Annotated in this window: 23 protein-coding genes, 1 tRNA gene and 1 other RNA gene; 12 read left to right on the top strand and 13 right to left on the bottom strand. The window is 66.3% G+C overall.

What is annotated here, in order from left to right; genetic code table 11:
• Positions 1 to 29 precede the first annotated feature (29 nt).
• The 4 genes from ffs to GRI75_RS06115 form a co-directional block, all read right to left on the bottom strand.
• Positions 30 to 124: signal recognition particle sRNA small type (gene ffs, locus GRI75_RS06130), an RNA gene on the bottom strand.
• Between the two features lie 68 nt (positions 125 to 192).
• The gene (locus tag GRI75_RS06125) at positions 193 to 471 is read right to left on the bottom strand and encodes an ETC complex I subunit (protein ID WP_160746089.1); all 279 of its coding nucleotides are present in this window, start codon (positions 469 to 471) and stop codon (positions 193 to 195) included.
• A 32-nt stretch (positions 472 to 503) separates the two neighbouring features.
• The gene (hrpB, locus tag GRI75_RS06120) at positions 504 to 2,990 is read right to left on the bottom strand and encodes an ATP-dependent helicase HrpB (RefSeq protein ID WP_160746088.1); all 2,487 of its coding nucleotides are present in this window, start codon (positions 2,988 to 2,990) and stop codon (positions 504 to 506) included.
• 275 nt (positions 2,991 to 3,265) lie between these two features.
• Positions 3,266 to 4,288 (bottom strand): polyprenyl synthetase family protein, encoded by a 1,023-nt coding sequence (locus tag GRI75_RS06115; RefSeq protein ID WP_160746087.1) that lies wholly within the window; start codon positions 4,286 to 4,288, stop codon positions 3,266 to 3,268.
• 66 nt (positions 4,289 to 4,354) lie between these two features.
• Between GRI75_RS06115 and GRI75_RS06110 the strand changes: the two genes are divergently transcribed.
• A complete protein-coding gene (locus tag GRI75_RS06110; protein WP_160746086.1) occupies positions 4,355 to 4,672 on the top strand; it encodes a chorismate mutase in 318 nt (105 codons plus the stop codon).
• 13 nt (positions 4,673 to 4,685) lie between these two features.
• Here the strand turns inward: GRI75_RS06110 and GRI75_RS06105 are convergent, their stop codons facing one another.
• The 5 genes from GRI75_RS06105 to GRI75_RS06085 form a co-directional block, all read right to left on the bottom strand.
• Positions 4,686 to 5,234 carry a hypothetical protein gene (locus GRI75_RS06105; protein WP_160746085.1) on the bottom strand — a complete coding sequence of 183 codons (549 nt, stop codon included), beginning with the start codon at positions 5,232 to 5,234 and terminating at the stop codon, positions 4,686 to 4,688.
• A 79-nt stretch (positions 5,235 to 5,313) separates the two neighbouring features.
• Complete coding sequence (locus tag GRI75_RS06100; protein ID WP_407925135.1) at positions 5,314 to 6,792, bottom strand: sensor histidine kinase; 1,479 nt, start codon at positions 6,790 to 6,792, stop codon at positions 5,314 to 5,316.
• Positions 6,743 to 7,420, bottom strand: a complete 678-nt coding sequence (locus GRI75_RS06095) for a response regulator transcription factor (RefSeq protein WP_160746083.1) — start codon at positions 7,418 to 7,420, stop codon at positions 6,743 to 6,745. Before GRI75_RS06095 ends, GRI75_RS06100 begins: the two co-directional genes overlap by 50 nt.
• Before the next feature lie 80 nt (positions 7,421 to 7,500).
• Positions 7,501 to 7,824: a hypothetical protein gene (locus GRI75_RS06090; protein WP_235911371.1), complete on the bottom strand. Its 324-nt coding sequence runs from the start codon at positions 7,822 to 7,824 to the stop codon at positions 7,501 to 7,503.
• Positions 7,825 to 7,887: 63 nt separating this feature from the next.
• The gene (locus GRI75_RS06085; RefSeq protein WP_160746082.1) at positions 7,888 to 8,601 is read right to left on the bottom strand and encodes an SIMPL domain-containing protein; all 714 of its coding nucleotides are present in this window, start codon (positions 8,599 to 8,601) and stop codon (positions 7,888 to 7,890) included.
• Positions 8,602 to 8,697: 96 nt separating this feature from the next.
• Here GRI75_RS06085 and GRI75_RS06080 point away from each other — a divergent pair, with 96 nt between their 5' ends.
• Both GRI75_RS06080 and GRI75_RS06075 read left to right on the top strand, forming a co-directional pair.
• Positions 8,698 to 10,701 carry an ABC-F family ATP-binding cassette domain-containing protein gene (locus GRI75_RS06080; protein ID WP_160746081.1) on the top strand — a complete coding sequence of 668 codons (2,004 nt, stop codon included), beginning with the start codon at positions 8,698 to 8,700 and terminating at the stop codon, positions 10,699 to 10,701.
• Between the two features lie 55 nt (positions 10,702 to 10,756).
• Positions 10,757 to 11,440 carry a CDP-alcohol phosphatidyltransferase family protein gene (locus tag GRI75_RS06075; RefSeq protein ID WP_160746080.1) on the top strand — a complete coding sequence of 228 codons (684 nt, stop codon included), beginning with the start codon at positions 10,757 to 10,759 and terminating at the stop codon, positions 11,438 to 11,440.
• A 408-nt stretch (positions 11,441 to 11,848) separates the two neighbouring features.
• On the opposite strand, the gene GRI75_RS06070 is transcribed toward GRI75_RS06075, so the two are convergent.
• The gene (locus GRI75_RS06070; RefSeq protein ID WP_160746079.1) at positions 11,849 to 12,322 is read right to left on the bottom strand and encodes a DUF6456 domain-containing protein; all 474 of its coding nucleotides are present in this window, start codon (positions 12,320 to 12,322) and stop codon (positions 11,849 to 11,851) included.
• Between the two features lie 93 nt (positions 12,323 to 12,415).
• Between GRI75_RS06070 and GRI75_RS14565 the strand changes: the two genes are divergently transcribed.
• Both GRI75_RS14565 and GRI75_RS06065 read left to right on the top strand, forming a co-directional pair.
• On the top strand, positions 12,416 to 12,988 hold the full coding sequence (locus tag GRI75_RS14565; RefSeq protein ID WP_328597939.1) for a helix-turn-helix domain-containing protein: 573 nt from the start codon (positions 12,416 to 12,418) through the stop codon (positions 12,986 to 12,988).
• Entirely contained in the window at positions 12,985 to 14,166 is a 1,182-nt protein-coding gene (locus GRI75_RS06065; protein WP_328597938.1) for a glycosyltransferase, read from the top strand. The genes GRI75_RS14565 and GRI75_RS06065 overlap by 4 nt, the downstream gene beginning before the upstream one ends.
• Positions 14,167 to 14,175: 9 nt before the next feature.
• Here the strand turns inward: GRI75_RS06065 and secF are convergent, their stop codons facing one another.
• The 3 genes from secF to yajC are packed head-to-tail and all read right to left on the bottom strand — an operon-like array spanning position 14,176 to position 17,114.
• Positions 14,176 to 15,153: a protein translocase subunit SecF gene (secF, locus tag GRI75_RS06060; protein WP_160746077.1), complete on the bottom strand. Its 978-nt coding sequence runs from the start codon at positions 15,151 to 15,153 to the stop codon at positions 14,176 to 14,178.
• Positions 15,154 to 15,163: 10 nt separating this feature from the next.
• On the bottom strand, positions 15,164 to 16,768 hold the full coding sequence (gene secD / locus GRI75_RS06055; protein WP_160746076.1) for a protein translocase subunit SecD: 1,605 nt from the start codon (positions 16,766 to 16,768) through the stop codon (positions 15,164 to 15,166).
• A gap of 25 nt (positions 16,769 to 16,793) precedes the next feature.
• A complete protein-coding gene (yajC, locus tag GRI75_RS06050) occupies positions 16,794 to 17,114 on the bottom strand; it encodes a preprotein translocase subunit YajC (RefSeq protein WP_160746075.1) in 321 nt (106 codons plus the stop codon).
• A 167-nt stretch (positions 17,115 to 17,281) separates the two neighbouring features.
• On the opposite strand from yajC, the gene GRI75_RS06045 reads away from it, so the two are divergent.
• From GRI75_RS06045 to GRI75_RS06015, 7 genes are all read left to right on the top strand, one after another.
• Positions 17,282 to 17,358: transfer RNA gene (locus tag GRI75_RS06045), tRNA-Pro, on the top strand.
• Positions 17,359 to 17,571: 213 nt separating this feature from the next.
• The gene (locus GRI75_RS06040; protein WP_160746074.1) at positions 17,572 to 20,025 is read left to right on the top strand and encodes a TonB-dependent receptor; all 2,454 of its coding nucleotides are present in this window, start codon (positions 17,572 to 17,574) and stop codon (positions 20,023 to 20,025) included.
• A gap of 84 nt (positions 20,026 to 20,109) precedes the next feature.
• Positions 20,110 to 20,619, top strand: a complete 510-nt coding sequence (locus GRI75_RS06035) for a GNAT family N-acetyltransferase (protein WP_160746073.1) — start codon at positions 20,110 to 20,112, stop codon at positions 20,617 to 20,619.
• 42 nt (positions 20,620 to 20,661) lie between these two features.
• Entirely contained in the window at positions 20,662 to 21,264 is a 603-nt protein-coding gene (locus tag GRI75_RS06030; RefSeq protein ID WP_268891498.1) for an RNA polymerase sigma factor, read from the top strand.
• Positions 21,261 to 22,316, top strand: coding sequence for a FecR family protein (locus GRI75_RS06025; protein WP_160746071.1), 1,056 nt, complete (start codon positions 21,261 to 21,263; stop codon positions 22,314 to 22,316). Before GRI75_RS06030 ends, GRI75_RS06025 begins: the two co-directional genes overlap by 4 nt.
• A gap of 107 nt (positions 22,317 to 22,423) precedes the next feature.
• Positions 22,424 to 23,347 carry a TonB-dependent receptor gene (locus GRI75_RS06020; RefSeq protein ID WP_160746070.1) on the top strand — a complete coding sequence of 308 codons (924 nt, stop codon included), beginning with the start codon at positions 22,424 to 22,426 and terminating at the stop codon, positions 23,345 to 23,347.
• 86 nt (positions 23,348 to 23,433) lie between these two features.
• Positions 23,434 to 25,557, top strand: a complete 2,124-nt coding sequence (locus GRI75_RS06015) for a TonB-dependent receptor domain-containing protein (RefSeq protein ID WP_160746069.1) — start codon at positions 23,434 to 23,436, stop codon at positions 25,555 to 25,557.
• The last annotated feature ends 175 nt before the right edge of the window (positions 25,558 to 25,732 follow it).

The raw sequence follows: 25,732 nt of genomic DNA, 5'->3' as shown, positions 1-25,732 counted from the left end.
CCGCGAATGTCATGGCAACAATGGTGTGGAGAAAAGGAGCCGGGCGACCCGCTGCCATCCGTTGTGGCTGCTTCCTTCCGGACCTGACCAGGTTGGCGGACGCGAACGTCCACCCGACTCCCGCCGCGCATATGGCTGGCTGGCCGCGTGATTGCAAGGGAAAGACGCGCACCCCTGCGAGCGCAAGAACCCTTAGCGGAAGTTGTCGGCGTAAGCCTGCAGTTTGAGCTTCCGCGGCGGCGGCTGGTGGACGATCGCATCGATGCCGTACTTCGCCGCATAGGCCTGCGCATCCTCGCACGTCGCGAACTTGAGCTGGACTTGCGAGCGCGTGTCGCCACTGCCGGCCCAGCCCATCAGCGGGTCGGGCTTCTTCGCCTCGGCCGGCACGAAGTCGAGGATCCACTGGTCGGTGTGCGCCTTGCCGGACTGCATGGCGTTCTTCGGGCGCTTGTAGATACGGGCCTGCATGGCGCTGCCTTTCGTTCGGATCGCCGCAAGAATCAAGTGCGGTGAAACGCGTTCTTGGTCTTCAAACTGGGCTTCTCGGCCCAGGGTTCCTCGGGCCAGCGGTGGCGGGGGTAGCGGCCCTTCATCTCCTTGGCGACATCGCGCCAGCTTCCGCGCCAGAAGCCCGGCAGATCGCGGGTCGACTGGATCGGCCGCCCGGCGGGGCTGGTGAGCCGGAGCAGCAGCGGCGTGTCGCCGATCATCGGGTGGCGTTCGAGCCCGAACAGCGCCTGCACGCGAACTTCGACCGCCGGAGCATCGGGGCCGGAATAATCGACAGGATGGTGCGTGCCTGCGGGGGTAACGAACTCGCGCGGGGCCACTTTGTCGAGCCTTTGCCGCGCATCCCAGTCGAGCCGCCCGAGTAGCGCATCGACGAACTGCCCCTTCGGCACGGCGAGGTCGCGGCGGCCGTGTAGGAGCGGAGCGAGCCACTGGTCCGCCTCCGCCGCCAGCTCCTCGGGCGAGAGCGCCGCGATCTCGGCGAAGCGGGCGCGGGCGAGAAGATCTGTCGGCAGGATATCCGCAAGGTTCTCCACAGCCTTGTCCAGAAGCAGAGCCGTGACTGCATCGGTGTCCGGCTGCGGATCGGGCCCGCTCGCCAGGGTAATAGCCCCGATCCGCCGCTCCAGGCGTGCTTCGACCCGCTCCCCGGTCCAGCGCAGCACGCTGCGGCGCTCGATGCGTTCGGAGAGCCACTGTTCGACTTCGGGCGTCGCCAGAGCCACCGCCGCCGTGATCCGCGCGCCTTTCGCCTGCCCTTGCGCGTCGCCGATCGCGAGCCATTCGGCGATGGCCAGCGGCGAGGTGGGGTCGAGGACGTATCCGCGCCCTCCTGCGCTGATCCAGCTTTCCCCGGAAGGATCGCGCCGGCGCGCGATGTTGTCGGGGAGAGCCATTGCGAGGAGCACGCCCAAAGGCACCCCGCCCTCCGTTCGTGGTGAGCCTGTCGAACCACGAACCTCGCGCGACGCTCGCCCTTCGACAAGCTCAGGGCGAACGGGAGGGGTGGTTGCAAGGGATTGGGCCCGCTTCGCCCAGCCCTGCGCCAGCTTGCGGCTCGCCTCCGCCCGCGCCGAGCGATCGCCGTCCCAGCGCGAGAGCCGCTGCGCCAGGTCCTCGCCGCGCCCGCCGAGGCCGCGTTCCTGCAGCAGGAGCGCCAGCCTGGCCGCGCGGTCCGCCGCTCCGTGCTCTGCGCCGTAGAGCACCATCGCCGCCTGCCACGGCGCCATCGGCAGCGCGGCAATGCGGCGACCCTGTTCTGTGATGCGCCCTTCCCCGTCGAGCGCGCCGAGCGCTGCCAGGCGTGCCCGGGCAGCGGACAGGGCAGCGGCAGGGGGCGGATCGAGCCACGGCAGCGTGAGCGGATCGGCCACGCCCCATTGCGCCAGCGCTAGGACCAGCGGCGCGAGGTCGCTGGTGAGCATCTCCGGCGGATCGAACCGCTCGCGCCCCGGATGCGCCGCTTCCTCCCACAAGCGGTAAGCCACGCCCGGCCCCTGCCGCGCGGCGCGCCCGGCCCGCTGCGCCGCCGCCGCCTGGCTCGCCCGATGGGTCACGAGGTGGGTGACGCCAGCGGCAAGATCGAACTCGGCCCGGCGGGAAAGGCCCGCATCCACCACCACCGAGACACCCTCAAGCGTGATCGAAGTCTCGGCGATGGCGGTCGCCAGTACGATCCGCCGCCGTCCCTGCGGATCGCGCCGGATCGCCGCACGCTGGGCGCTAGGCTCGACCTGGCCGTGCAGCGGCAGGATCGGCACGTCCGTCAACCGCTCCTCCAGCCGCTCACGGGCACGCTCGATCTCCCCGACGCCAGGAAGGAAGGCGAGAACATCGCCCTGCTCTTCCCGCCAGGCCTGCAGCACCGCGCCGGCCACGGCCTCGCCGGTGCGCAGCTCGGGACGGCTGCCGAGCCATTCGATCCGCAGCGGGTGGGCCCTGCCCTCGCTTTCGATCACCGGCGTGCCCTCGCCCATCAGGCCGGCGAAACGCGCCCCGTCGATCGTCGCGGACATCACGCAGATGCGCAGATCCTCGCGCAGCACCGCCTGGCTTTCAAGCGCCAGCGCCAGGCCGAGGTCGCTGTCCAGGTGCCGCTCGTGCGCCTCGTCAAACAGCACCGCGGACACGCCGGTCAGTTCCTGATCGCCGAGAATGCGGCTGACGAAGATCGCTTCTGTGACCACCAGGATGCGCGTCGCGGCCGATTGCCTGCTGTCCAGACGGGTCAGGTAACCGACCCGCTCCCCGACTTTCTCCCCCAGTAGCTCCGCCATCCGCTCCGCCGCCGCGCGCGCGGCGACCCGGCGCGGACTGGTGAGGATCACCGTGCCTGTACACCACGGCTCGTCCAGCAGCGCCGGTGCGACGGCGGTGGTCTTGCCGGCCCCCGGCGGCGCGACCAGCACCGCCCCCGTCCGCGCGCGCAACGCGGCCAGCAGGTCCGGCAGGACGGCATGGATGGGAAGTTCGCTCAATTCAAACCCTCACCCCGCACCAACCCTGGTCATGCACACCAAACCCGTCATGCTGAACTCGTTTCAGCATCCATCTCGCCTCCTGGTGAGGGTCGGTCTGTGAGGCACCATGGACCCTGAAACAAGTTCAGGGTGACGGGGGATTGGAAAGCTCATGCATACCAAAATCGTCATGCTGAACTCGTTTCAGCATCCATCTCGCCTCCTGGTGAGGGTCGGTCTGTGAGGCACCATGGACCCTGAAACAAGTTCGGGGTAACGAGCTTTGGACCCGGTCAATAACCCCGGCTCACCGCGAACTGCGCCGCTTCGACCATGGCCTGTCGCGCCCTTCCGTCGGGGAAGATCGACAGCGCGTCGCAGGCACGCTGGGCGAAGTGGCGGGCGCGTTCGCGGGTGGCTTCGATCGCTCCGTGCCTGCGGATCAGCTCCACCGCGTGGGCCAGGTCCTCGTCCTCGGTGCGGAAGCCGGCGATGGCGTCCTGCCAGAAGCGCCGCTCCTCCTCCGAGCCGCGAGCATAGGCGAGGATCACCGGCAGAGTCATCTTGCCTTCGCGGAAGTCATCGCCACGGTCCTTGCCCATGTCGGCGGTGCCCGTGTCGTAATCGATCGCATCGTCGACGAGCTGGAAAGCGATGCCGAGATTGCGTCCGTAATCGTCGAGAGCTTTCTCCTCTGCGTCGGAACATTCGGCGACAACGGCGGCAATGCGGCTGGCGGCGGCGAACAGTGCGGCAGTCTTCGCGCCGATGATGTGGAGGTAGCGTTCCTCGCTGGTCTCGATCTTGCGCTGGGCGGTCAGCTGGTCGACTTCGCCTTGGGCGATGATCGCGCTCGCGGAGCTGAGGATCTTCAGCACCTTCAGGCTCCCGTCCTCGACCATCAGCTCGAAAGCGCGGGCGAACAGGAAATCGCCCACCAGCACCGTCGCCGGGTTGCCGAACACGATGTTGGCGGCGGACTTGCCGCGGCGTTGCTCGGACCCGTCGACGACGTCATCGTGCAGCAGAGTGGCGGTGTGGATGAACTCGACCGCGGCCGAAAGCTTGTGGTGGCGCGTGCCGTTGTATCCCACCAGTTCCCCGCCGGCGAGCGTCAGCATGGGGCGCATGCGCTTGCCGCCGCCCGCAATCAGGTGGCCGGCGAGCGAAGGGATCAGCGGGATTTCGCTCTGCATGCGATCGAGGATGATCGCATTGACGGAATTCATCGCCGTGGCGGTAAGATTGAGGATCGGAGCCAGGGACGGCTCCTTGCCCTCGCCTCTTTTGGGCAGCGGAATGACCTCGGCGCTCATGCCGCGGCCCTAAGGTGCGCACGGCGCGGTTGGCAAGCGCGGAATAGATGCTACCGTTCTTCGCATATGGCCACTCAACCACAAGACCCGCAAAACCGACGCGATTCCGACGAGGTGCTCGCCTCCTACAGGAAGAGCATCGACAACATCGACGCCGCTCTGATTCACATGCTGGCGGAGCGTTTCCGGATCACCCAGGCCGTCGGCGAGTACAAGGCCAAGATGGCCATGCCGCCCGCCGACCCTGCGCGGGAAGAGCGCCAGATCAAGCGCCTGCGCAACCTTGCCGAAGAGGCGGATCTCGATCCCGAATTCAGCGAGAAGTTCATCCGCTTCGTGATCGAGGAAGTGATCCGCCACCACCAGCGGGCCCAGGCCGGCTAGGCTTTAGCCCCGCTCAGTCGCGCGGCTCGGTCCGCCAGCCGCGGTTCTCCCGCCGTTCTTCAGCGCGCTCGCTGCGGTTCTCGCGCCGCTGAGCCTGCGCCTCGCGCCGGCTCTCGCTGCGCGACCGCAGGGCTTCCGAACGGGCCTGGCCCATGCTCTGGGTTCGGCGATCGCGGTCGCGACTCATATCGCGCGGATCGCGGCGCCATCCGCGGTTGCCTTCGCGGGGCGCCTCCTGGCGATAACCGCTCCAGTTGTCGCGAACGTCGCGCCGGCCCCGGCGGGACTCCCAGTAGTGCCGGTGACGGTCGTCCCAGCGATAACGGCTGCCGTAGCGGTCGTAGAGGTAATACCCGGTGCCCGGGTAGTAGAACCCGTCGTACCAGCCGTAGTACGGATAGTAGCCGTAACGGTCATAGCGATCGTAGCCGTAGCGGTCGTACCCACCATAGCCGCCGTAGCCGATCGAGACGCCGCCATAGCCGTTGCCGTAAGTGGAACAGGCGCCGAGCGCCAAAGTCGCCGCCAGCAGCGCGGCGGGGCGGAACAGGGTGGCAGGCATGGCGACTCTCCGGCAGCAAAGTTGTTGTTGACCAAACGGTTAACACAACCGGCCTAAACCCACGCTGAACCTTCGTTGGTCAGGGCGCGTTCGCCCTCGGCAGCTTGAGCCGCACCAGAAGTCCGCCGAGGTCCTCGCTCTCGTCGAGCTCCACCGCACCCCCGTAGATTTCCACCACGTCGCGCACGATGGCCAGGCCGAGCCCGGTGCCGGGCTTCTCTGTATCCAGCCGCGCGCCGCGCGAGAAGATGCGCGGGCGATCGGCCTCGGATATCCCCGCGCCGTCGTCCTCGATCCAGATCGTGCACAGCTCCGCACCCGGTTCCGGATCGACGGTGACGAACACGCTGCCGCCGCCGTACTTGGCCGCGTTCTCGATCAGGTTGCCGAGGATCTCGTCGAGGTCCTGCCGCTCGAGCGCGACCCGCGGGCGGCCCGTTCCGTCGAGATCGAAGCGTACGTCCGGATAGAGCCGCCCGACCGCTCGCTCGACGGCCTCGGCGCTCTCCATCACGTCGGCCCGGGCGAGCCCGGTGGCACGGCGCCCGGCGGCGCGTGCTCTCGCAAGGTGGTGATCGACCTGGCGGCGCATAACCGACGCTTCGCGCAGGACGGTCTCATCGAGATCGGGCGAATGGGCATGGGCGGCGTTGGTCAGCACGGTCAGCGGGGTCTTCAGGGCATGAGCCAGGTTGCCGGCATGGGTGCGCGCCTCCTCGGCCTGCTTTTCCGAGTGGGCCAGCAGCGCGTTCAGCTCCTCGACCATCGGCTGGACTTCCAGCGGCAGCGGGTCCGTCACGCGCGCCCGCCCGGTCGTCCGGATGCGGGCGATCGCCTTGCGGATGCGGCGCAGCGGGCTAAGGCCGTACCAGGTCTGCAGAATGGCGATCAGGAACAGGCCGATCCCCAGCACGGCGAAGGACCAGGCGAGGATCGACCGCTGCTCCTCGATCTGCTCGTCCAGCTCCTTGCGCGACCCGGCGACCAGGAAGCGCCATTCGGTATCGCTGCCCGGCAGGCGGATCGTCCGTTCGGCCACGCGCAGCGGCTCGTCCTCGAACTGGTCGGAATCGTAGTGCTTCGGCTCCGAACCCGCCGGCTCCTCGCTCGGCTCCAGCCGCCGGTCCCACAGCGAGCGCGAAGGCCAGTCCTCCTGCCCTTCGGCGCTGATCTGCCAGTAAAAGCCGCTGTTCGGCTCCAGGAACCGCTGGTCGCCCAGCGGGCGGTTGAAATAGACTTCGCCCTCCGGCCCGATCTCGGCCGAGCCGATCATCGCCGTGAGCACATAGCCGAGCTGTTCGTCGAACTGGCGCGTGACGAGCGAGGTGAGCGTGCGGTCCAGCGCCACGCCGCCGACCAGCAGCAGGATGGAGATCCATCCCGCAGCGATCAGGATCATGCGCCGCGCCAGGCTGCCGGTGTGCGGCGTGCCCGGCCCGGCGCCCAACGCCTGCTCGTCCGCCGCCCCGCCGGGCGTTACAGCCTGGCCGGCGCCATCGGGCGAGGCGTTACTCGCGCGGGGCTTCGTCGGGGTCGTCGAGGCTATAACCGAGGCCACGGATGGTGGTGATGACATTGGCGCCCAGCTTCTTGCGAATCCGGGTCACGAAAACCTCGATCGTGTTCGAATCGCGGTCGAAATCCTGATCGTAGATGTGTTCGATCAGTTCGGTGCGGCTGACCACCTTGCCCTTGTGGTGCATCAGGTAGCTCAGCAGCTTGTATTCCTGCGCGGTCAGCTTGACCGGCTCCCCGGCGCGGGTGACCCGGCCGGAACGCGTGTCCAGCCGCACGTCCCCGGCGATCAGTTCGGAACTGGCGTTGCCCGAAGCGCGGCGGATCAGCGCACGCAGGCGGGCGATCAGCTCTTCGGTCTGGAACGGCTTGGCGAGATAATCGTCGGCCCCGGCGTCGAGCCCGGCCACTTTGTCGGACCAGCTGTCGCGCGCGGTGAGCACGAGGACGGGGAAATTGCGCCCTTCCTTGCGCCACATGCCCAGCACGGTGAGCCCGTCGATCTCGGGCAGGCCGAGGTCGAGGATCACCGCGTCGTAGTCTTCGGTGGCGCCGAGGAAATGGCCGTCTTCGCCGTCGGTGGAAAGGTCCACCGCATAGCCGGTCTGCTCCAGCGTGCCCTTGAGCTGCTGGCCGAGAGTCGGCTCGTCTTCGACGATTAAGATGCGCATTCACGGGTCCCCTGCTGTGACGCGACCCGTAACTGGGCCTTGTTCATAAACGCGTCAACAGCCGGGGTGTTTCCCATGCGCTATTTCGAAACCCGCAGAATACGGGCGGTTCTGGCATCGACATCGACCCAGATAACCTGTCCCTGGGCGTTGTCGATGAATTTCAGGCGATAGGCGCGGGCGACCTCGTCCCACTCGGGCGTGAGGTATTCCACGTTGCCGCGTCGCTCGATCTGCGGGACGACGATGCGCTCGATTTCCCGCAGGGTCTTCACGTTGCCGGCGCGCATCTCCTTGCGCGCGCTGGCCTGGTCGCCGCGGCTCTGTTCGGCGAGCGCGGGCGCGGCGAGGCCCAAGGCCAACGCCGCACCGGCGACTACGGAGAAGAACGGCTTGCTCATCATTCGATGATGCCTAGCCCCCGCGCATTGAACAAGTTGTGAATAGGCACGCCGACATCGGTTCAGCTAGCGTGTCAGCTCGTACTTCACGGTGACGACTACCCCCGCCTGGACCATCCCGGGCTGCACCGGGGTGGAGGCGTCCGCCGCTTCCGCCCTCGCCATCTGCGCGACCATCGGCATCGGCCGGGAGGAGATCATCGACTCGTTGATCTCCAGCAGGCGCACGTTCGCGTAACCGGCCATGCGCGCATAATCGAGCGCCTGGGCCTGGGCCTTCTCCATCGCCGCACGGCGCGCCTGGGCGCGGGCGGCGGTATCGTCGTCGATCGACCAGTCCGGTCCGCCGAGGTCGGTCGCTCCGGCGGCGACCAGCGCGTCGAGCACTTCGCCGGTCCGCTGGATGTCGCGCAGCTTCACGCTGACTCGGTTGGAGGCCTGGTAGCCGCGGAACACCTGGCGCTGGTTCGGCTGGTCGTAATCGTACATCGCGCCGAGATTGATCCCGCTGGTCTGGATGTCGCGCTCCGCCACGCCGAGCTGCTTGATCCGGTCGACCACGGCGGTCATCGCCCTGGCGTTGGTGCGCATCGCCTCCACCGCGGTGCGGGCCTGAGTGGTCACCCCGGCGCTGACGGTGGCGATATCCGGCTCGGCCTCCACGTTCTCGTTGATCGTGAGCTCCACGACCGGGCCGGTCGCGGCGATCTGGATTTCGGCGGCGGCGGCGGGGCTGGTGAGCGCCGTGATAAGAAGCAGCGGAAGAGCGTAACGGATCATAGGACCATCTCCTTCGAGGCACCGGGTGCGCCCGGGCCGATGACGCCCCGGTGAACCGGCTTGTTCCGCCTTACACCAGCGGCTAGGCGGCGCGCCATGGCGGAAGCACCGATCCTCTCCTGGGAAGGCCTGGGCCTGCAGCAAGGCGGCCGCTGGCTGTTTCGCGACCTCGACTTGCACATCGCCCCGCGCGACCGGCTCGCCCTGATCGGCCGCAACGGCGCGGGCAAGACCACGCTGTTCAAGCTGATCGCCGACCAGATCGAGGCGGACAAGGGCCGCCGCTCGATCCAGCCCGGCACGCGGATCGTGATCCTGGAGCAGGATCCGTTCTTCAGCGGCTACGACACCCTGATGGATTACGCCCTCCATGGCCCCGGCGCTCCCGCCGCGCACGATGTCGAGGCGATCGCCGGCCAGCTCGGAATCGACATGGCCCGCCCGGCCGACAGCGCCAGCGGCGGCGAGCGGCGCCGGGCCGCCCTCGCCCGTGCCCTGGCCATGGACCCCGACCTGCTGCTGCTGGACGAACCGACCAACCACCTCGACCTTTCCGCGATCGAGTGGCTCGAAAGCTGGCTGCAGCGCTTCAACGGCGCCTTCCTGGCGATCAGCCACGACCGCACCTTCCTCAAGCGCCTAACCCGCGCGACGCTGTGGCTCGACCGCGGCTCGCTGCGGCGCAAGGAGATCGGCTTCGGCGGCTACGAGGCGTGGGAAGAGCAGGTCTATGCCGAAGAGGCCCGCGCGGCGGAACGGCTCGACGCCCGCCTCAAGCTCGAGGCGCACTGGCTCGAACGCGGCGTCACCGCACGGCGCAAGCGCAACCAGGGACGGCTGGAGAAGCTCTACGAGATGCGCGCCCAGCGCGCGGCCATGCTCACCCCCGGCGGCACCGCCAAGCTCGCCATCGCCAGCGACGACAGCAAGACCAAGTCGGTCATCGTCGCCGAGCACGTCACCAAGCGCTTCCCCCTCACCGTTCGTGGTGAGCCCGAAGCCGTTCCTGGTGAACCCCAAGCCGTTCGTGGTGAGCCCGAAGCCGTTCCTGGTGAACCCCAAGCCGTTCGTGGTGAGCCTGTCGAACCACGAACCCCGCGCGACGCCCGCCCTTCGACAAGCTCAGGACGAACGGGAGAGGGAGTCGAGTACCGCACGATCATTCGCGACTTCTCGCTGCGGGTGCAGCGCGGGGACCGGATCGGCATCGTCGGTTCGAACGGCGCCGGCAAGACCACGCTGCTCAAGCTGCTCACCGGAGAGCTGGAGCCCGACGAAGGCAAAGTCACGCTGGCCAAGACCCTGTCCGGCGTGATGATCGACCAGCAGCGCTCGCTGATGCAGCCCGGCAAGACGGTGCGCGACATTCTCGCCGAAGGCGGCGACTGGATCGACGTGCGCGGCGTGCGCAAGCACGTCCAAGGCTATCTCAAGGACTTCCTGTTCGATCCGGGCCTGGTCGATACCAAAGTCGGCACGCTCTCGGGCGGCGAACGCTCGCGCCTGCTGCTGGCGCGCGAATTCGCCCGCACCTCCAACCTCCTCGTGCTGGACGAGCCGACCAACGATCTCGATCTCGAAACGCTCGACCTGCTGCAGGAAGTCGTCGCCGATTACGACGGCACCGTGCTGATCGTCAGCCACGACCGCGACTTCCTCGACCGCACGGTCACCGTGACGCTCGGCCTCGACGGCAGCGGCGTGGTGGACATCGTCGCCGGCGGATACGAGGACTGGCAGGCCAAGCGCGCGGAGCGGCTGCGGCTACGCCCCGAGAAGAGCAAATCCCCCCTCCCGCCTGCGGGAGGGGCCGGGGGTGGGCCCAAGAACACGCCCACCCCTCAGCCCCCTCCCGCCAGCGGGGCGGGCAAGGTCAAGCTCTCCTACAAGGACCAGCGCGACTACGAACTGCTCCCGGCCCGCATCGAGGAGCTCGAGGCGGCGATCGCGCGCGGCGAGGAGATCCTCTCCGACCCCGACCTGTTCACCCGCGATCCGCAGAAATTCGCCACCATCAGCAAGGGCATCGAGACCGCCCGGGCGGAGAAGGAGGCGGCCGAAGAGCGCTGGCTGGAGCTCGCCGAACAGGTCGAGGGCTGACACGAAACTGCAATAATCCCTTGCCGTAGGCCGGCCGGCAAGCGATGAGCGGTAGATGAGTCACCCTCGGGCAGCGCCCACCGTAAGGCGAATCCAGCAGACCGTGCTCACCAGGGGCGAACGCCGCCTGCTCGACTGGTTGTGCCGGCGAATGCCGCGCTGGACCACGCCCGACCAGCTCACCCTCCTGGCGCTCGTCTCGGCCGCGGTGGTCTTCCTCGCTTATGCTCTGAGCAACGCCGATCGCGACTGGCTGTGGCTGGCGGTCGCCGGCTACGTCGGCCACTGGTTCGGCGATTCCCTCGACGGCAGCCTCGCCCGCTACCGGGCCATCGAGCGGCCGCGCTACGGCTACTTCATCGACCACAGCTGCGACGGTCTGGCCATCCTGCTGATCCTCGCCGGGATCGGCGCTAGCCCTTTCGTGCGCGTCGACGTGGCGCTGTTCGCCGTCGCCGCATACCTGCTGCTGGCGGTCCACACTTTCTTGATCGCGAAGGTCAACGGCGATTTCCCGCTCTCCCACCTCGGCGCCGGCCCGACCGAGATGCGCCTGCTGCTGATCGGCCTGACCGTTACGATGTACTTCGATGCCCCCGGCGCCAAGCTCGTGCCCGGCTTCAGCGGCTTCGACTTCTTCGTCTCCACTTGCGCCGCGATCATGCTGGCGGTGTTCCTCGTGCAAACCTGGCGCACCGGCCGCGAACTCTCCGCTAGAGACAGCGCCGGCCGAGGCTAAGGCTAACTCCTCCAAATCCTCCCCCTCCGGGGGAGCCTCTGGTTCCACTTCCGTCATGCTGAACTCGTTTCAGCATCCATTTCTCGGGCTCGACCTGCCCCTGCCGGCGGGCACCAGCGGCTCGCCCATGCCCAGCCCGCAGGCACCTCCGCGGCGGCGGGATGGACCCTGAACCAAGTTCAGGGTGACGATGGAGTGTTGGAGGACGACGAAGCTCCCTTCGCGCCTTAGCGCCTTTGCGTGCCCAAAAAATCCTCCCCCCTGGGGGAGGTGGCAGCCCGCAGGGCTGACGGAGGGGGCGAGGCCTGGCTCCACCGTTCGTCCAGGCCAAGCCGCCTCCGCAAGCGCAAAACACTCCGCGTCTCCGCGTCTCCGCGTGAAAAACAACCGCGCCCCCACACCAACCCGTCACCGGATCCGATAGAAATCCGCCACGCGCTCCAGCGCCAGCCGGAGCACCAGCTTGCCGCTTCGGGTCGGCCAGGAAAGCGCCCTCTCCGCGCCGGCCAGCGTCTCGCCGGCGCAGACCACGCGCCAGAGGATGTCCTCCAGCCCCTTCCCCGCCGCCCGGATCGCCCCGTCGAAGCGTTGCCGGGCGGCGATTTGGCGCTCCGGAGGCGAAAGGCCCGAGCTCGCGCTCCCGCGGATCCGCACCGGCTCCCAGCGCATCGTCACCCCGGGCGCGATCCCGGCATGCTCGTAGTCGGCGCGCAGCCGCTCGCCGGCGTCGAACAGGCGCTCGTCCAGGTGGCCCCGGGCGTGGAGCCAGGCGATCGGCGACTCCGCCAGGTTGACGGTCACGCTCCGCCTCCGCGGGCCGGTTCCTTCGCCCCGGCGAGGCCCTTCGCTGGTCAATTCACGTTCCGCCAGTTCCCTGTGCATTTCCGTTCTCCTGCGATTCGCGACAGCAGCTCTTGACAATCACGGTTCGAATAGGAAAGAACTTTTTACCGTTTTGGTTATAGGGGAAAATGCGTGATCAATCGTATTCGCGACGTGCGCAAAGAGAAGGGGATGACCCTGGCGGAAGTCGGCGCCGCCTGCGATCCGCCGACCACCGCGCAGACGATCGGCCGCCTCGAAACCGGCATGCGCAATCTCTCGCTCGACTGGATGAACCGCATCGCGGCCGCGCTCCGCGTCGAGCCGGAGACCCTGCTGCGGGGCAACGACTCGGCCCAGCCGCAGATCGTCGCCCGGCTCACCGAAAGCGGCCCGGAAGCCCTCCCCAATCCGCGCGACGCCATCCTGCCGACCCAGCTCGACGCTGGCGCCCGGCTCGTCTGCGTCACGATCGACGCCGCGCAGGGCGAATACCGCGCGGGCGACCAGCTGTGGCTGCGGCAGGTCGATCCAGAAGAGGCGCCGAAGATCGTCAACCGCGACGTGCTCGTGCCCCGCAGCGGCGGACGCTTCGCCTTCGGCCGGCTGATCGATCGCCAGGGCACGCTGGTCGGCCTGCTGCCCCCCGGCGCCGGACAGCGGCAGGTCGTGGTCGACAAGCCGCAGTGGCTGGCAGTGGCGGAAATGCTGGTCCGCCGGCTGTGAAGCGCCTGCTGTCGCTGGCGACGCTCTACCCCAACCCCCACACGCCGCGCTTCGGCACATTCGTCGCGCGCAGCCTGGAGGCGCTGGCAGCGCGCGGCGACTGGCAGGTCACGGTCGTCAACCCCATCGGCGTCCCGCCGGTCGCCTTCGGCCGGTACAGGGCGCTCGCTGCTGCAGCCGTCGACGGAACAGAGCACGGCGTTACCGTGCACCGCCCGCGCTTCTCCCTTATCCCGAAGGTCGGCGGCCGCTTCAACCCGCGCCTGATCGCCCGCGCGGTGCTGCCCCTCGCCCGCCGGCTTCACGCCGAAGCGCCGTTCGACCTCGTGGACGCGCAGTTCTTCTACCCCGACGGGCCGGCGGCGGCCCGCATCGCCGGCGCTCTCGGCCTGCCCTTCGCCATCAAGGCGCGCGGCGCGGATATCTCCTACTTTGGCAAACGCGCTTATCCCCGCCGGCAGATGCGCCATGCGGCCAACGAAGCGGCGGGAGTGCTGGCGGTCTCCCGCGCCCTGGCCGACGACATGACGGCCCTCGGCCTCCCGGGCGAGAAGATCGCCATCCACTACACCGGCCTGGACCGCGACTTGTTCCGCCCGCTCGACCGTGCGGAAAGCCGCCGGCGGCTGGCGCGGCACCTCGGCATCGATCTGCCCGCCGGCATGCCGCTGCTGGCCACTGTCGGCGCGCTGATCCCCCGCAAAGGCCAGGAACTCGTCATCCGCGCCCTGCCCCACCTGCCCGGCGCACGGCTGCTGCTCGTCGGCACCGGAGCGGACCGGGCGAAGCTGGCCGCCCTGGCCGCTTCGCTGGGAGTGGCCGGACGGGTCCACTTCCTCGGCTCGCTCGATCACACGCTGCTGCCGGTCGTCCTCTCGGCCAGCGACGCGATGGTCCTGCCCTCCTCCAGCGAAGGCCTGGCGAACGCCTGGGTAGAGGCACTCGCCTGCGGCTGCCCACTGGTCATCACAGACGCCGGCGGAGCGCGGGAACTCGTCACGTCGGACATCGCCGGCCGCATCGTGCCCCGCGATCCGCAAGCGATCGCCGGCGCCGTCGCCGCGCTCCTCGCCGACCCGCCCCAGCCCTCAGCCGTCGCAGCAACGACCGAACGCTTCAGCTGGCAGTCCCACGCAGCAACCTTGGCGGAGTACTACGACCGCCTCCTGAAGCCTTAGCCCCTCGGCTCAGGCCTCGCCCTTGGCGACGCGTTCCTGCCGGTCGGCGGCGCTTTCCGTGGGCACGAAGCTGTCGGAGGTTACGCCGAGCCAGATCAGGATCGGCGCAGCCATGTAGACCGAGCTGTAGGTGCCGACGAAGATGCCCAGCGTGATCGCCGCGGTGAAGCCGAACAGGCTGGCGGGTCCCAGCAGCAGCAGCGCCACCAGCACGGCGAGCAGCGTGACGGACGTCATGACCGTGCGCGACAGCGTCTCGTTGACCGACAGGTCGAGCAGCTCGGGCACCGGCATCTTGCGGTACTTCTTCAGGTTTTCGCGGATACGGTCGTAGATGACGATCGTGTCGTTCAGCGAATAGCCGATGATGGTGAGGATCGCGGCGATGATCTTGAGATCGAATTCGAACTGGAACAGCGCGAACATGCCGACCGTCAGCACGACGTCGTGGAACAGCGCGAACAGCGCGCCGACGCCGAACTGCCATTCGAAGCGCACCCAGATGTAGATCGAGATGGCGATCATCGCGAACAGCAGCGCGTACATGGCGGTCGAGAACAGCTCTTCCGACACTTTCCCCGAAACGGCGCTCAGATCGTCGATCCGCGCGTCGGCGAAGTTGTCGGTGATCGTGGTGATCACCTCGCTGGTCATCGCCTCGGAGGCTGCCGGATCGTCCTGCACTTCCGGCGGCATGCGATAGCGGATGTTGACCGCGTTGGCTGCGTCGGTGCTCTGGATCACCGGCTCGCCATAGCCGAGCGCGCCGATCCGCTCGCGCAGTTCGGCCATCGGCGCCTCGTTCCGCTCGGTGAAAGTCACCTGGATCTGCTGGCCGCCGACGAAGTCGACGCCGAGGTTGAGCCCTTTGGTGAACACCAGCGTGATGCTGGCCGCGATCAGCAGCAGGCTGACGACGTAGAACGGGATCCTCCACTTAAGGAAGTGGATGTTGGTGTTGTCCGGGACAAGCTTGAGCAATCGCATGGCGGGTCCCTCAAATATGCAGGTCGGTGGGGCGCGCGCGCCGCAGGTAGCCGGCGACCCACATGCGGGTCAGCGTAACGCCGGTGAAGACGCTGGTGAACAGCCCGATGATCAGCACGATGGCGAAGCCCCGCACCGGGCCGGAGCCGAACAGGAACAGCAGCACGCCGGCGATGAAGTTGGTGACGTTGGCGTCGTAGATCGCCCGGCTCGCTTCCTTGTAGCCGTTCTCGACCGCCGCGATCACCCGCCGGCCCTTCTTCCGCTCCTCGCGTATGCGCTCGTAAATCAGCACGTTGGCGTCCACCGCGGCGCCAATCGTCAGCACGAAACCGGCTAGGCCGGGCAGCGTCAGAGTGCTGTTCATCAGCGACATGATGCCGACCAGCATCAGCACGTTGATGACCAGCGCGATGTTCGCATAGATGCCGAAGCGGCCATAGGTCACCGTCATCAGCACGATCACGGCCAGCGCGCCAACCAGCATTGCGATCACGCCCTTGCGGATCGAGTCCGCGCCGAGCTCCGGGCCGACGGTGCCCTGCTGGATCACCGTCAGATCGACCGGCAGCGCGCCGGACCGCAGGGAGATCGCCAGCTGGTTCGCGGTCTCGGTCGTGAAGTTGCCGGAAATCTGCGCCGTGCCGCCGAAGATCGGCTCGTTGATGTTCGGCGCGGAAAGCACTTTGCCGTCGAGGATGATGGCGAACGGCTTGCCGACGTTCTCGCTGGTCAGCTGGGCGAAGCGGCGCCCGCCGACCGGGTCGAAGGTGATGTTCACCACCGGCTCGTTGGTCTGCGGATCGAAGCTCTGCTGCGCGTTGGTCAGCGAGTCACCGCGAATGCCGCCGAGGCGCTTCACCGCGATCGAGGTGCCGGCGAAGTCCGTGCCTTCGGCATAGGGCACGATCTCGCTGCCCGGCGGGGCGATGCCTTGCGCCACGTCGGCCGGCAGTGCGGTCTGGTCGACCAGCTTGAATTCGAGATTGGCGGTCTGGCCGAGCAGCTCCTTGAGCGCCTCCGGATCGTCGAGGCCCGGCACTTCGACCGAGATGCGGGTCTCGCCTTCGCGGATGATAGTCGGCTCGCGCGTGCCGAGCGCGTCGACGCGGCGGTCGATCACGTCCTTGGCGCTGTCCATCGCCTGGTCCACCGCGACGGCCAGGCCGGCCTGGGTCTGCGTGAGGACGAAGCGGGTGCCGTCGAGCACCTCGATCGTCCAGTCGCGCTGGCCGGAAAGACCGGCGCCGGTGGTGAGCGGTTCGATCAGATCGCGCGCGGCATCGACTTGCGACGGATCGTCGAGCATGAAGGACAGACGGCCGCCGGCGCTGGACATCTCCCCGATGCGGATGCGCGGCTCGGCCTGGCGCAGGGCGTCACGAACCCCCTCCTCCATCGTTTCCAGCCGCTGCTGCGCGACCTGGCGCGGATCGGCTTCGAGCAGGATGCGGCTGCCGCCGGCAAGGTCCAGCCCCAGGTTGACCACGGGGTCCGGCAACTGCGCGGGCCAGCGCCCGCCGTTGTGCAGCACCAGCGAAGGGATCGCGGCCGCCACGGCGGCCAGCGTCAGCACCCAGAGCCAGATGCGCTTCCAGCGGGGAAAATCGAGCATGTCCGGTCGTCTACCCTGCCTGCTGTCAGTCGTTGGCCGGCTTGCCGCCGGGCTGGATGATGTCGCCGATCGTGGCCCGGACCGCCTTCACGCGGACGCCCTGGGCGATCTCGATCTCGGCGTAGTTGTCGTCCACCTTGGTGACTTTGCCGACGAGGCCGCCGGCGGTGACCACCTGATCGCCCTTCTTGATGGCTGCGATCTTCTCCCGGTGCGCCTTCTGCTGGCGCATCTGCGGGCGGATGATCAGGAACCAGAAGATGGCGATCATGCCGATGATCGGCAGGAATCCGGTCCAGCCCGGCGCGGCTCCCTGGGAGGCGGCGGCGGAGAGAAGGTCAAGCATCGTGGTGGCCTATCGGTAAGGAGAATGTCCGTTACGGTCGACAGCGGGCAAGGCTTTACGGCCCCCTCCCGCCAAGTGCGCCGCGCCTAGCAGCAAAGGTTTGTACTGGCAATCAGCCGCGCTTGCCTTGCTCCCGGCTCGGGCCTATAGGCGCCCCTCCACTGGATCGGGACGTAGCGCAGCCTGGTAGCGCATCACACTGGGGGTGTGGGGGTCGCAGGTTCGAATCCTGTCGTCCCGACCAGTGGTTTCCCCCCTTGAGATCGACCCGAACCTGAGGATCTTCATCCCGGCAGGGGCCGCCGAATCGCCGTCGCGGAAGGCTTCGCTACTGTGTCGTCACGGCCACATGTCGTCGCCGCGCTTCGACCGGCTCAGGCTTTTGAATTGTAAAGCCGTTCCGTTTGAAACAATCTCCCCGCGAAGGCCGGCAAACGGCCTCTATGGGAGAGTAGGGATGGCTAGGTCTGGAACGTACGCCCGATGGCATTTGCTGCGGGGGCTCCTCGTCGGGTGTGCCGCTGGTGCGCTCATAGCGTTGCCTGCCTCTGCGCAAGACGCGCAGGATGTGCAGGACGGGCAGGTCGATGCGAACGTCAGCGGCCGATCGAACAACAGCGAAATCATCGTGACCGCGACCAAGCGGGCTACCGCGATCGTCGACGTACCCTTCTCGATCAACGCCCAGACGCAGGAAGACATCCAGCGGTCCGGCGCGAATACGATCGAGGACCTGTCGCGCAACGTCGCCGGCCTTACGGTGCAGAACCTCGGGCCGGGACAGAGCCAGGTCTCCGTACGCGGCGTTTCGGCGGGGCAGATCGTCCGCGACCAGCCAGGCGTGAAGGAACAGGTCGGCGTCTATCTCGATGAGTCGGTGATCTCGCTCTCGCTGTTCACGCCCGACTTCGATCTTTTCGACCTCAACCGCGTGGAAACCTTGCGCGGCCCGCAAGGAACGCTGTTCGGCTCCGGCTCCGTCGGCGGTACGCTGCGCTACATCACCAACCAGCCGCGCCTCGATACCGTGGAAGGCCAGGTCGAAGCCAACGTGAATATGCTGGACGAGGATGATCTCGGCTATCACCTCAAGGGCGCGATCAACCTGCCGATGGGCGACAACGCCGCTGTCCGTATCGTCGGCTACGGCACCAAATACGCCGGCTTCGTCGACGCGATCGGCCCGGCCGCGGAGGAGAACATCAACGACGGCAGCCGCATAGGGGGCCGCGTGTCGGTGCTGTTCGAGCCTACCGCCGACATCCAGATCACCCCGCGGGTGGTCTACCAGGAGATCAGGACCGACGGGTTCAACCGGCAGGACGCCTACAATCTCTACTACAACCGGTTCAACAGCACCCCGGAGACCTTTGCGGAGCGCGAGCAGTACCTGCTGCTGAAGGAAGGCTTCCGCGACGAAACGCTGCTGGCGGATCTGGCGATCGAGGTCGGCCTCGGCGCGATCCAGCTCACCTCCATCACCAGCTACATGGACCGCAACATCCTGGTCAGCCGCGATGCCAGCGCTCTCAGCGGATCGGTTACCGTGACCCCGCTGCTCGGGGCGGGCGTCGATCCGGCGGCGGTCCTGCTGCCCTCGAACTTGCGTGACACGACCGAGCTGGAGCAGTGGGCCCAGGAAGTCCGCCTGGCCTCGAACAACGACAGCCCCTTCCAGTGGGTGCTCGGCGGGTTCTATTCCGACACGAAGCGCATCTACGAGCAGCGCCTGCCCACGCCCGGCTACGATGCTTTCGTCGACGCGGCTCTCGGTGCAGGGGTCTCAGCCGGAGCGGCGAATGGCGTCGCCCCGCCAGACAACCCTTATTCCGCCGACATACCTTACGACATCGAGCAGAAGGCGGTCTTCGGCGAAGCGAGCTATGACTTCGGCCAGCTGACCGTCACCGCCGGCGGCCGCTACTACGACTTCAAGGAAAGCCGCGACTTCATCTCGGGCGGCGTGTTCGCCAACGGCGACACGCGGATCGGTGATTCCACCTCGTCGAGCGGCTTCTCGCCGCGGCTCATCCTCTCGTACGAGCCGACTCCCGACATGTCGTTCAACGTCCAGGCATCGAAGGGCTTCCGCCTCGGCGGCGTGAACGATCCGCTCAACATCCCGCTGTGCCAGGGCGGAGCCAACGGTCCGGACGCGCAGACTTACGGCAACCGGCCGACCTACGACGACGAGACTCTGTGGAACTACGAAGCCGGCGTGAAGTACTTCGGCGATATCATCACGCTCAACGCGGCCGCCTTCTACACCGACATCTCCAACCTGCAGGTCACGGCCGATGCGGGCAGCTGCTCCAGCCGGATCGTGTTCAACGTACCGTCCGCGCACACCAAGGGCGTGGAAGTGGAACTCGGCGCCGAAGTGGCGCCGGGCTTCGAATTGTCGATGGCCGGCAGCCTGATCGAGGCCGAGTTCGACAGCACGGTGACCAGCGCCGGCGGCGCGGTGATCGCCGGCATCCGGGAAGGCAACCGCCTGCCGACCGTGCCGAAGTTCCAGGTCGCCGCAACGGCTGCTTACACCCAGCCGACCAGCTTCGGCGAATGGTTCGCCAATGCCACCTTCCAGCACGTCGGCAGCCGCTACACCCAGGCGAGCGACCAAGAGCCGGGCGCAAGCACCTTCAACTTCATCCACTTCGATCCCCGGACCCGCGCGGACGGCACCACGACCGCCGATTTCGGATCGCTGAAGCTGCCCGATTACCAGCTAATCAACCTCTCGGTCGGTCTCGGCTGGGACAACGGGCTCGAGGCATCGCTCTACGTCAACAACCTGCTCGACGAGAACGCCCTGCTCTCGCTCGACCGGGAGCGTGGCGGGCGCGGACGGCTGGCCTACAACATCGGCCAGCCCCGCACTGTGGGCGTGACGGTGCGCAAGTCGTTCTGATCGGCGACGGGGCGGCTGGCTTGCGCCATGCCGCCCCTCCCCCACGGTTGCGGACAAACACCGCCGCGTGGCATCACCGGCTCCATGACCGAGGCCGCCTCCCAGAATCCCGTCCACGCCGCGGCGCTGCGCCGGATGACGCCGGAGGACCGCGACTGGGTCGTCGACCGCCACGGCGCGCTCTACAGCGACCTGTTCGGCTGGGGCGAGGATTTCCGCGCCGTGGTTGCGGCAATCTGCGACGAGTTCCTGCTGCGGCCCGACAGTGAGGACGAGCGCGGCTGGATCGCCGAGATCGCCGGCCGCCCGGCCGGCTGCATCGCGATGTGCCGCCGATCCGACGAGGAAGCCCAGCTAAGGCTCCTGATCGTCGACGAGAGTGCCCGTGGGCGCGGCGTCGGCCGCCTGCTCGTGGAGCGATGCGTCGGCCACGCCCGCCGAAGGGGTTACAAGCGCATGGTCCTGTGGACCAACGCCGAGCTCACCGGCGCACGTCGACTCTACGCAAGCGCCGGCTTTCGCCCTGTCGAGGCCGAGGTGGTCGAGCAGTTCGGATCGCGCTGGGTCAGCGAGATCTGGCGCCTCGAATTCTGAGGAGTCGCCGACCGCCAAGCTCCAGGCGCCTCGGCCGAATAGATGTGGTACTCTCCGTCTCGCGCGTCCCTGCTCTTGAACGATGCGGAGAAGGTGGCTCAGGCTTTGGCTCTGGTTGATCAGCATCCAGAATTCCCTTCACGAGGCTCGGTCAGCGTCGATGATCTCACTCGCAAATATCAGTCGGTGCTCCTGCGCTACTTCATGCGGCGCGGAATCCAGCACAGCGATGCCCAGGACCTTTCGCAGGACGTGTTCCTGCGCATGGCCCGCCACGGCTCGCTCGAGGATCTCGACAGCGTCGAGAACTACCTGTTCACCGCCGCCGCCAATGTCGCCCGCGATCTCTTCCGCCGTAACAAAGTGCGCAGCGACAACCCAGCAGCGGGCTTTGTCGAGGAGGTCCAGGTCACCCAGGATTTCTCGCCCGAGCGGCAGCTCGGCAGCCGGCAGGAGCTCGACTGCATCCTCGCCGCGCTCAACGAGATGCCCGAACGGATGCGGACCATCTTCATCCTCGCCCGGCTCGAGAACATGCCGCGCGCGGAAATCGCCGTGCGGCTCGGCGTCTCCAAGCGCACTGTGGAGCAGACCATCACCCGGGCCACGGCCTGCCTGGCGGATCGGCGGGGGCGCGTGACATGAGCCCGCTTCGCCTGAAACGCTCCGGAAGCCCCGAGCCCCTGTCGGAAACCGCCGCCGCTTGGGTCCTGCGCGCAGAGCGCGGGCTGAGCGAGGCGGAGGAGCGCAAGCTCTCCGCATGGCTCGCCCACCCCGAGCACACCCGCGCCTTCGACGACGCCGTGTGGGCGCTCGACAGCGTCCAGAGCCACGCCGCCGCGCCCGAGCTGATGGCCCTGCGCGAAGCGGCGCTGGCCAAGGCGCCGGAACGCTCGCGCTACTGGCCGGCCGCCGCGCTGACCGGTCTCGCCGCCGCCCTCGCCGGCGTGCTGCTCTGGTTCGGCACCGCGACCGACCGGCCCGCGAGCCCCCTCGCCCCGCCCGGCGCCCCGCAGCAAGCCCAATCCGCCCCCGTCGACAACGGCATCTACCGTACCGGCGTCGGCGAGCGCTCCGCCGTGCTCCTGCCCGACGGCAGCGTGGCCACGCTCGACACCGACAGCGAGCTCCGGGTCGCCTATTCGGGCGAGGAGCGCGCGGTCGTGCTGACCAGGGGCCAGGCCCTGTTCGAGGTGGCCGAAGGGCAGCCGATCCCGTTCGCGGTCTATGCCGGCGACCAGCGGATCACCGCCGTGGGAACGACCTTCAACGTCAAGCTCCACGGGCGCGAGGTGCGGGTCTCGATGGTCGAAGGCGTGGTCAAAGTGCGCCCGCTGACGCCGCCGCCGGACAGCGGCGCCCCGGTCCGCGAGCTGACCTTGCGCGCCGGCGAGAGTCTGCTCACCGCCGCCGCGCGGCCGGCCACCGTGCGCGCGGTCGACAGCAGCCAGGTCGCCGCCTGGCGCGGCGGGCTGCTGGTGTTCGAGGACGAGACGCTCGCCGACGCGATCGCCGAGATCAACCGCTACACCGACAAGCCGATCCGCCTCGCCGACCCCGCCGTCGGCGAATACCGTGTCACCGGCGTGTTCAAGACCAACGATCCCCTGCGCTTCGCCCGCGCCATGAGCGAGGTCTTCCCGCTCGCGGTCGAGCCCCGCCCCGACGGGTCCGCCGTGCTCAGGGCCGAGCGCTAACTTTCCGTTTCACTTTTTTTGCGGTTGTGTGACTCTCGCCCGTCCCTGAGGCCGAGGGGTGGGCAGAGTGTGCCGAACCCCTCACGCTCGGGGGAGGGGCGTGAAACATGACGCGCAAGCATACCAGGGGAAACCGTAGGGGGAATTTCGTCGCACTGATGGCCTCGGCCGCCGTCGCGATCGCCATGCCGGCCATGGCCGCGGCGCAGGACGCGGGCTCGGGACAGGGCTCGGGGCAGGACACGGGCCCGAAGCAGGCCTTCAAGGTCCAGGCGCAAGATCTCGGCAAGGCGCTGACCGACCTCGCCCGCCAGGGCAACCGCGAGATCTACTTTCCCTCCGACCTAACCCGCGGCAAGCGCGCGCGGGCCCTCAGCGGAGCCATGACCCTCGAAGAAGCCCTCACCCGCCTGCTGCGCGGTTCGGGGCTCGTGCACCGCATCGACAGTTCGGGCGCGATCACAGTGCGGAGTGCGGAGGGAAACGGATTAGGCGCCGATAGCGGCGCCGAGGTCGCAGCGGGTGGGAGTGCGTCCTCATATGGGGACGATACCGTTCGTGGGGGGCAGGAGGGCATTGCCGAGATCCTGGTGGTCGGATCTCGCTCTCAGAACGTCGATATTAGAAGGGCGGAGGACGATCCCCAGCCTTATGTCGTGTTCACTCAAGAAGATATTCAAAGGTCGAATTACTCAAACATAGAAGACTTCATCCGCAAGAATCTACCCATGAATTACGTAAGTTCAACATCGGCGCAAAGTGCAGACAGAACTGACACAATAAGCGCGGTGTCTCTACGGGGACTTGGTACGAACCAAACACTCATACTCATAGACGGTCGTCGTGCTCCGAGGGTGCTTGGCGGAGGTTTTAGCCAGCTACAATCCGACTTGGCGGGTGTTCCTTTGTCAGCAATCGACAGGATCGAAGTCCTACCTTCAACTGCCGGTGGGATCTACGGTGGCGGCGCGGTAGGGGGTGTCGTAAACATTATCCGGAAGCGCAATATCGGGGGATCAATTTCGAAGTAGGCTTGGACGGCACGTTCCGAGGGGGAGGAGAATCTTACCGAGCGTCTATTGAGGGAGGGTTTTCGCCCAACCAGGGTAAAACTAGCGTGTCGTTCTCTGCGGCAATCAAAGAGCAGCGGCCACTTTATGCAAAAGACAATTCGCTGACACTCGATGCTCGTTCAAGAGCCCTCGCAAACGGGTTCGTATTGTTCCCCGCCGGACAATTTACGAATATCACATCTCTCAATGGGCCGCTGGTTCTGGACGACGGAACAGAAGTTGGTTCCGATCGAATCGCGATCCCCCGTGGCTATGCCGGACGGGATGTCGACGGCCTAGGTCCCCTTGTAGCGAATGCGGGTCAGGTCAGTGTCGGACTTTCGGACGATGCCTCCGGGCGATATCGTAGCATATTCGCTCAAGAAACCGCGTGGTCCACTAATCTGAATGTTAGACACCAGTTGTCTAACAGAATCGACATGCTGGTCGATTTATCTATTTTCGACACCACATCCATCGGCACCGATAGAGCGCCTTACAGATCTGCCTTCTTCTTCCCAGATGACGAGGGAAATCCCTTTCAACAGTTCGTTTTCGCTCACATTCCGTCGGTCGGCTTGCGAGTTAAGCCGTCCAGATTTGAATCTCAAACATTCACTGTGTCTTCCGGACTTATTTATAGATTGTCCAAGAAATGGAGTGGCACGCTCGATTATACATTCGGAAGATCCACCAATCGGCAGAGGTATACCGGCACGCCACTATCGAACGAGTTCTTCATAGACGTCGCGTCGGGCGACATCGATGTATTCAGAGATCTGAACAAGTTTCCAATCGACTTTTCTGGCTATGAGAGACCTGACTGGGACATTCTCGCCGGACCCTATACGACTCTCCAACATACCCTAACCGGGCGAGTCTCCGGTGAGATCGCTAGGATCTGGGGCCGGCCCGTAACAATGACGGCGCTTCTCGAGCATCGCGCGGAGGTAGCGAAAAAGTCGGAGACCACGATTCATTCAGATCTAACGACCTTTCCCAGACGGTCACAGTCCGTAGATAGCGTCTATACTGAACTGCGCTTGCCCTTAGTCGATAGTAGCAACGGGGGATCATTCATCTACGAATTTGACCTGCAGGGCGCTCTAAGATTTGATCGTTACCGAACTACGGGCGGTGATCCTGTCAATACGATTGTCGGTAGCCCAGAACCGAGCGACTTCTCCATGTCGACCAGCCGCAAAGAGGCCGGAAGCTTCACCCTCGCTGCTCGCTGGGCCCCGTCTGCGGATGCCGCGTTCAGGCTGAGTTATTCAACCGGATTCCTGCCTCCCGCCATCGAACAAATCGGCTCGCTAGTCTCCTCGTACGACTTTCCTATTGGACCGTTTGATCCGGTTCGCGAAGAGTTCGTAGGAACATCGGGCCCATTTGATTACGTTACGGGAGGAAATCGGTCGCTTCGCCCGGAGCGATCAAAAAGCCTTTCGTTCGGCGTGGTAATCACCCCGCGGGTTGTGGAAGGGCTCCGCCTATCCGTCGATTACACGCAGATAAAAAAGAGAGACGAGATTACTATTCTCGATCCGTCGCTGATCTTCGCGGATGAAGAATTGTACTCGGATCGCATTGTTCGCGAGATCACGGGGGACGGAGGCCCTGGTCGTGTGACGCTTTTGGACACATCATTGATCAACGCTCTCAGGGCGCGAGTGAAAGCGATAGACGTCCAGGCGGACTATTCCCTAGAAACAGGCGTTGGCAAGGTCAGCCTTCGCGCTGTTGGTTCGCGCAGCATCGGCTTCAAGCGTCAGACCGGCATTGGTGAGCAGTTTCGGGACCGCACTGGTTACATTGGCGGGCCCTTGAAATGGCAAGCGAATCTCGGAGCTCTCTGGGAGATCAGCGGACTGCGGGTAAGCTGGGATTCTCAGTTCTATAGCAGTTATAGCGTTCGGAATGGTGCCGACCCTGAGTCATTCGATTCAGACTTGAATGTTGTTCGGCAGGGCGCCGAGCGAGTTTCTTCTCAGACGTATCACGACTTGTCTGCTACGTTTGGGTTAAATAGAGTATGGAGAACTTTAGGTAATTCCGAAATAGCGATGGGCGTACAGAACATCTTTGATAAGAAGCCGCCATTTCGCGCGGATATAAATGGGTACAGTACCTATGGAGATCCACGACTTCGTCGCATTTTCCTGGTTCTTCGGACGTCTTTCGAGTGATTACGTCCCTGTATCTCAAGATTTCCTTGAGGATCGCTTTGATTTGCTTGCTGGCATCGGCCTGCATGCTCGTTGGGCCGAGCAGCTGGGCAAAGACTTCTAACAGTCCATCGGGTGAGCAACGATCATGGACGTCGAGAGATTCGGTTGAGCTTACCTATTATGGGAGTTCGCC

Origin of the sequence: Croceibacterium soli (assembly GCF_009828065.1) — a bacterium.
GTDB lineage: Bacteria > Pseudomonadota > Alphaproteobacteria > Sphingomonadales > Sphingomonadaceae > Croceibacterium_B > Croceibacterium_B soli.
Note: the sequence above shows the minus strand (reverse complement) of the source record. Positions and strands in the feature narration are given on the sequence as shown.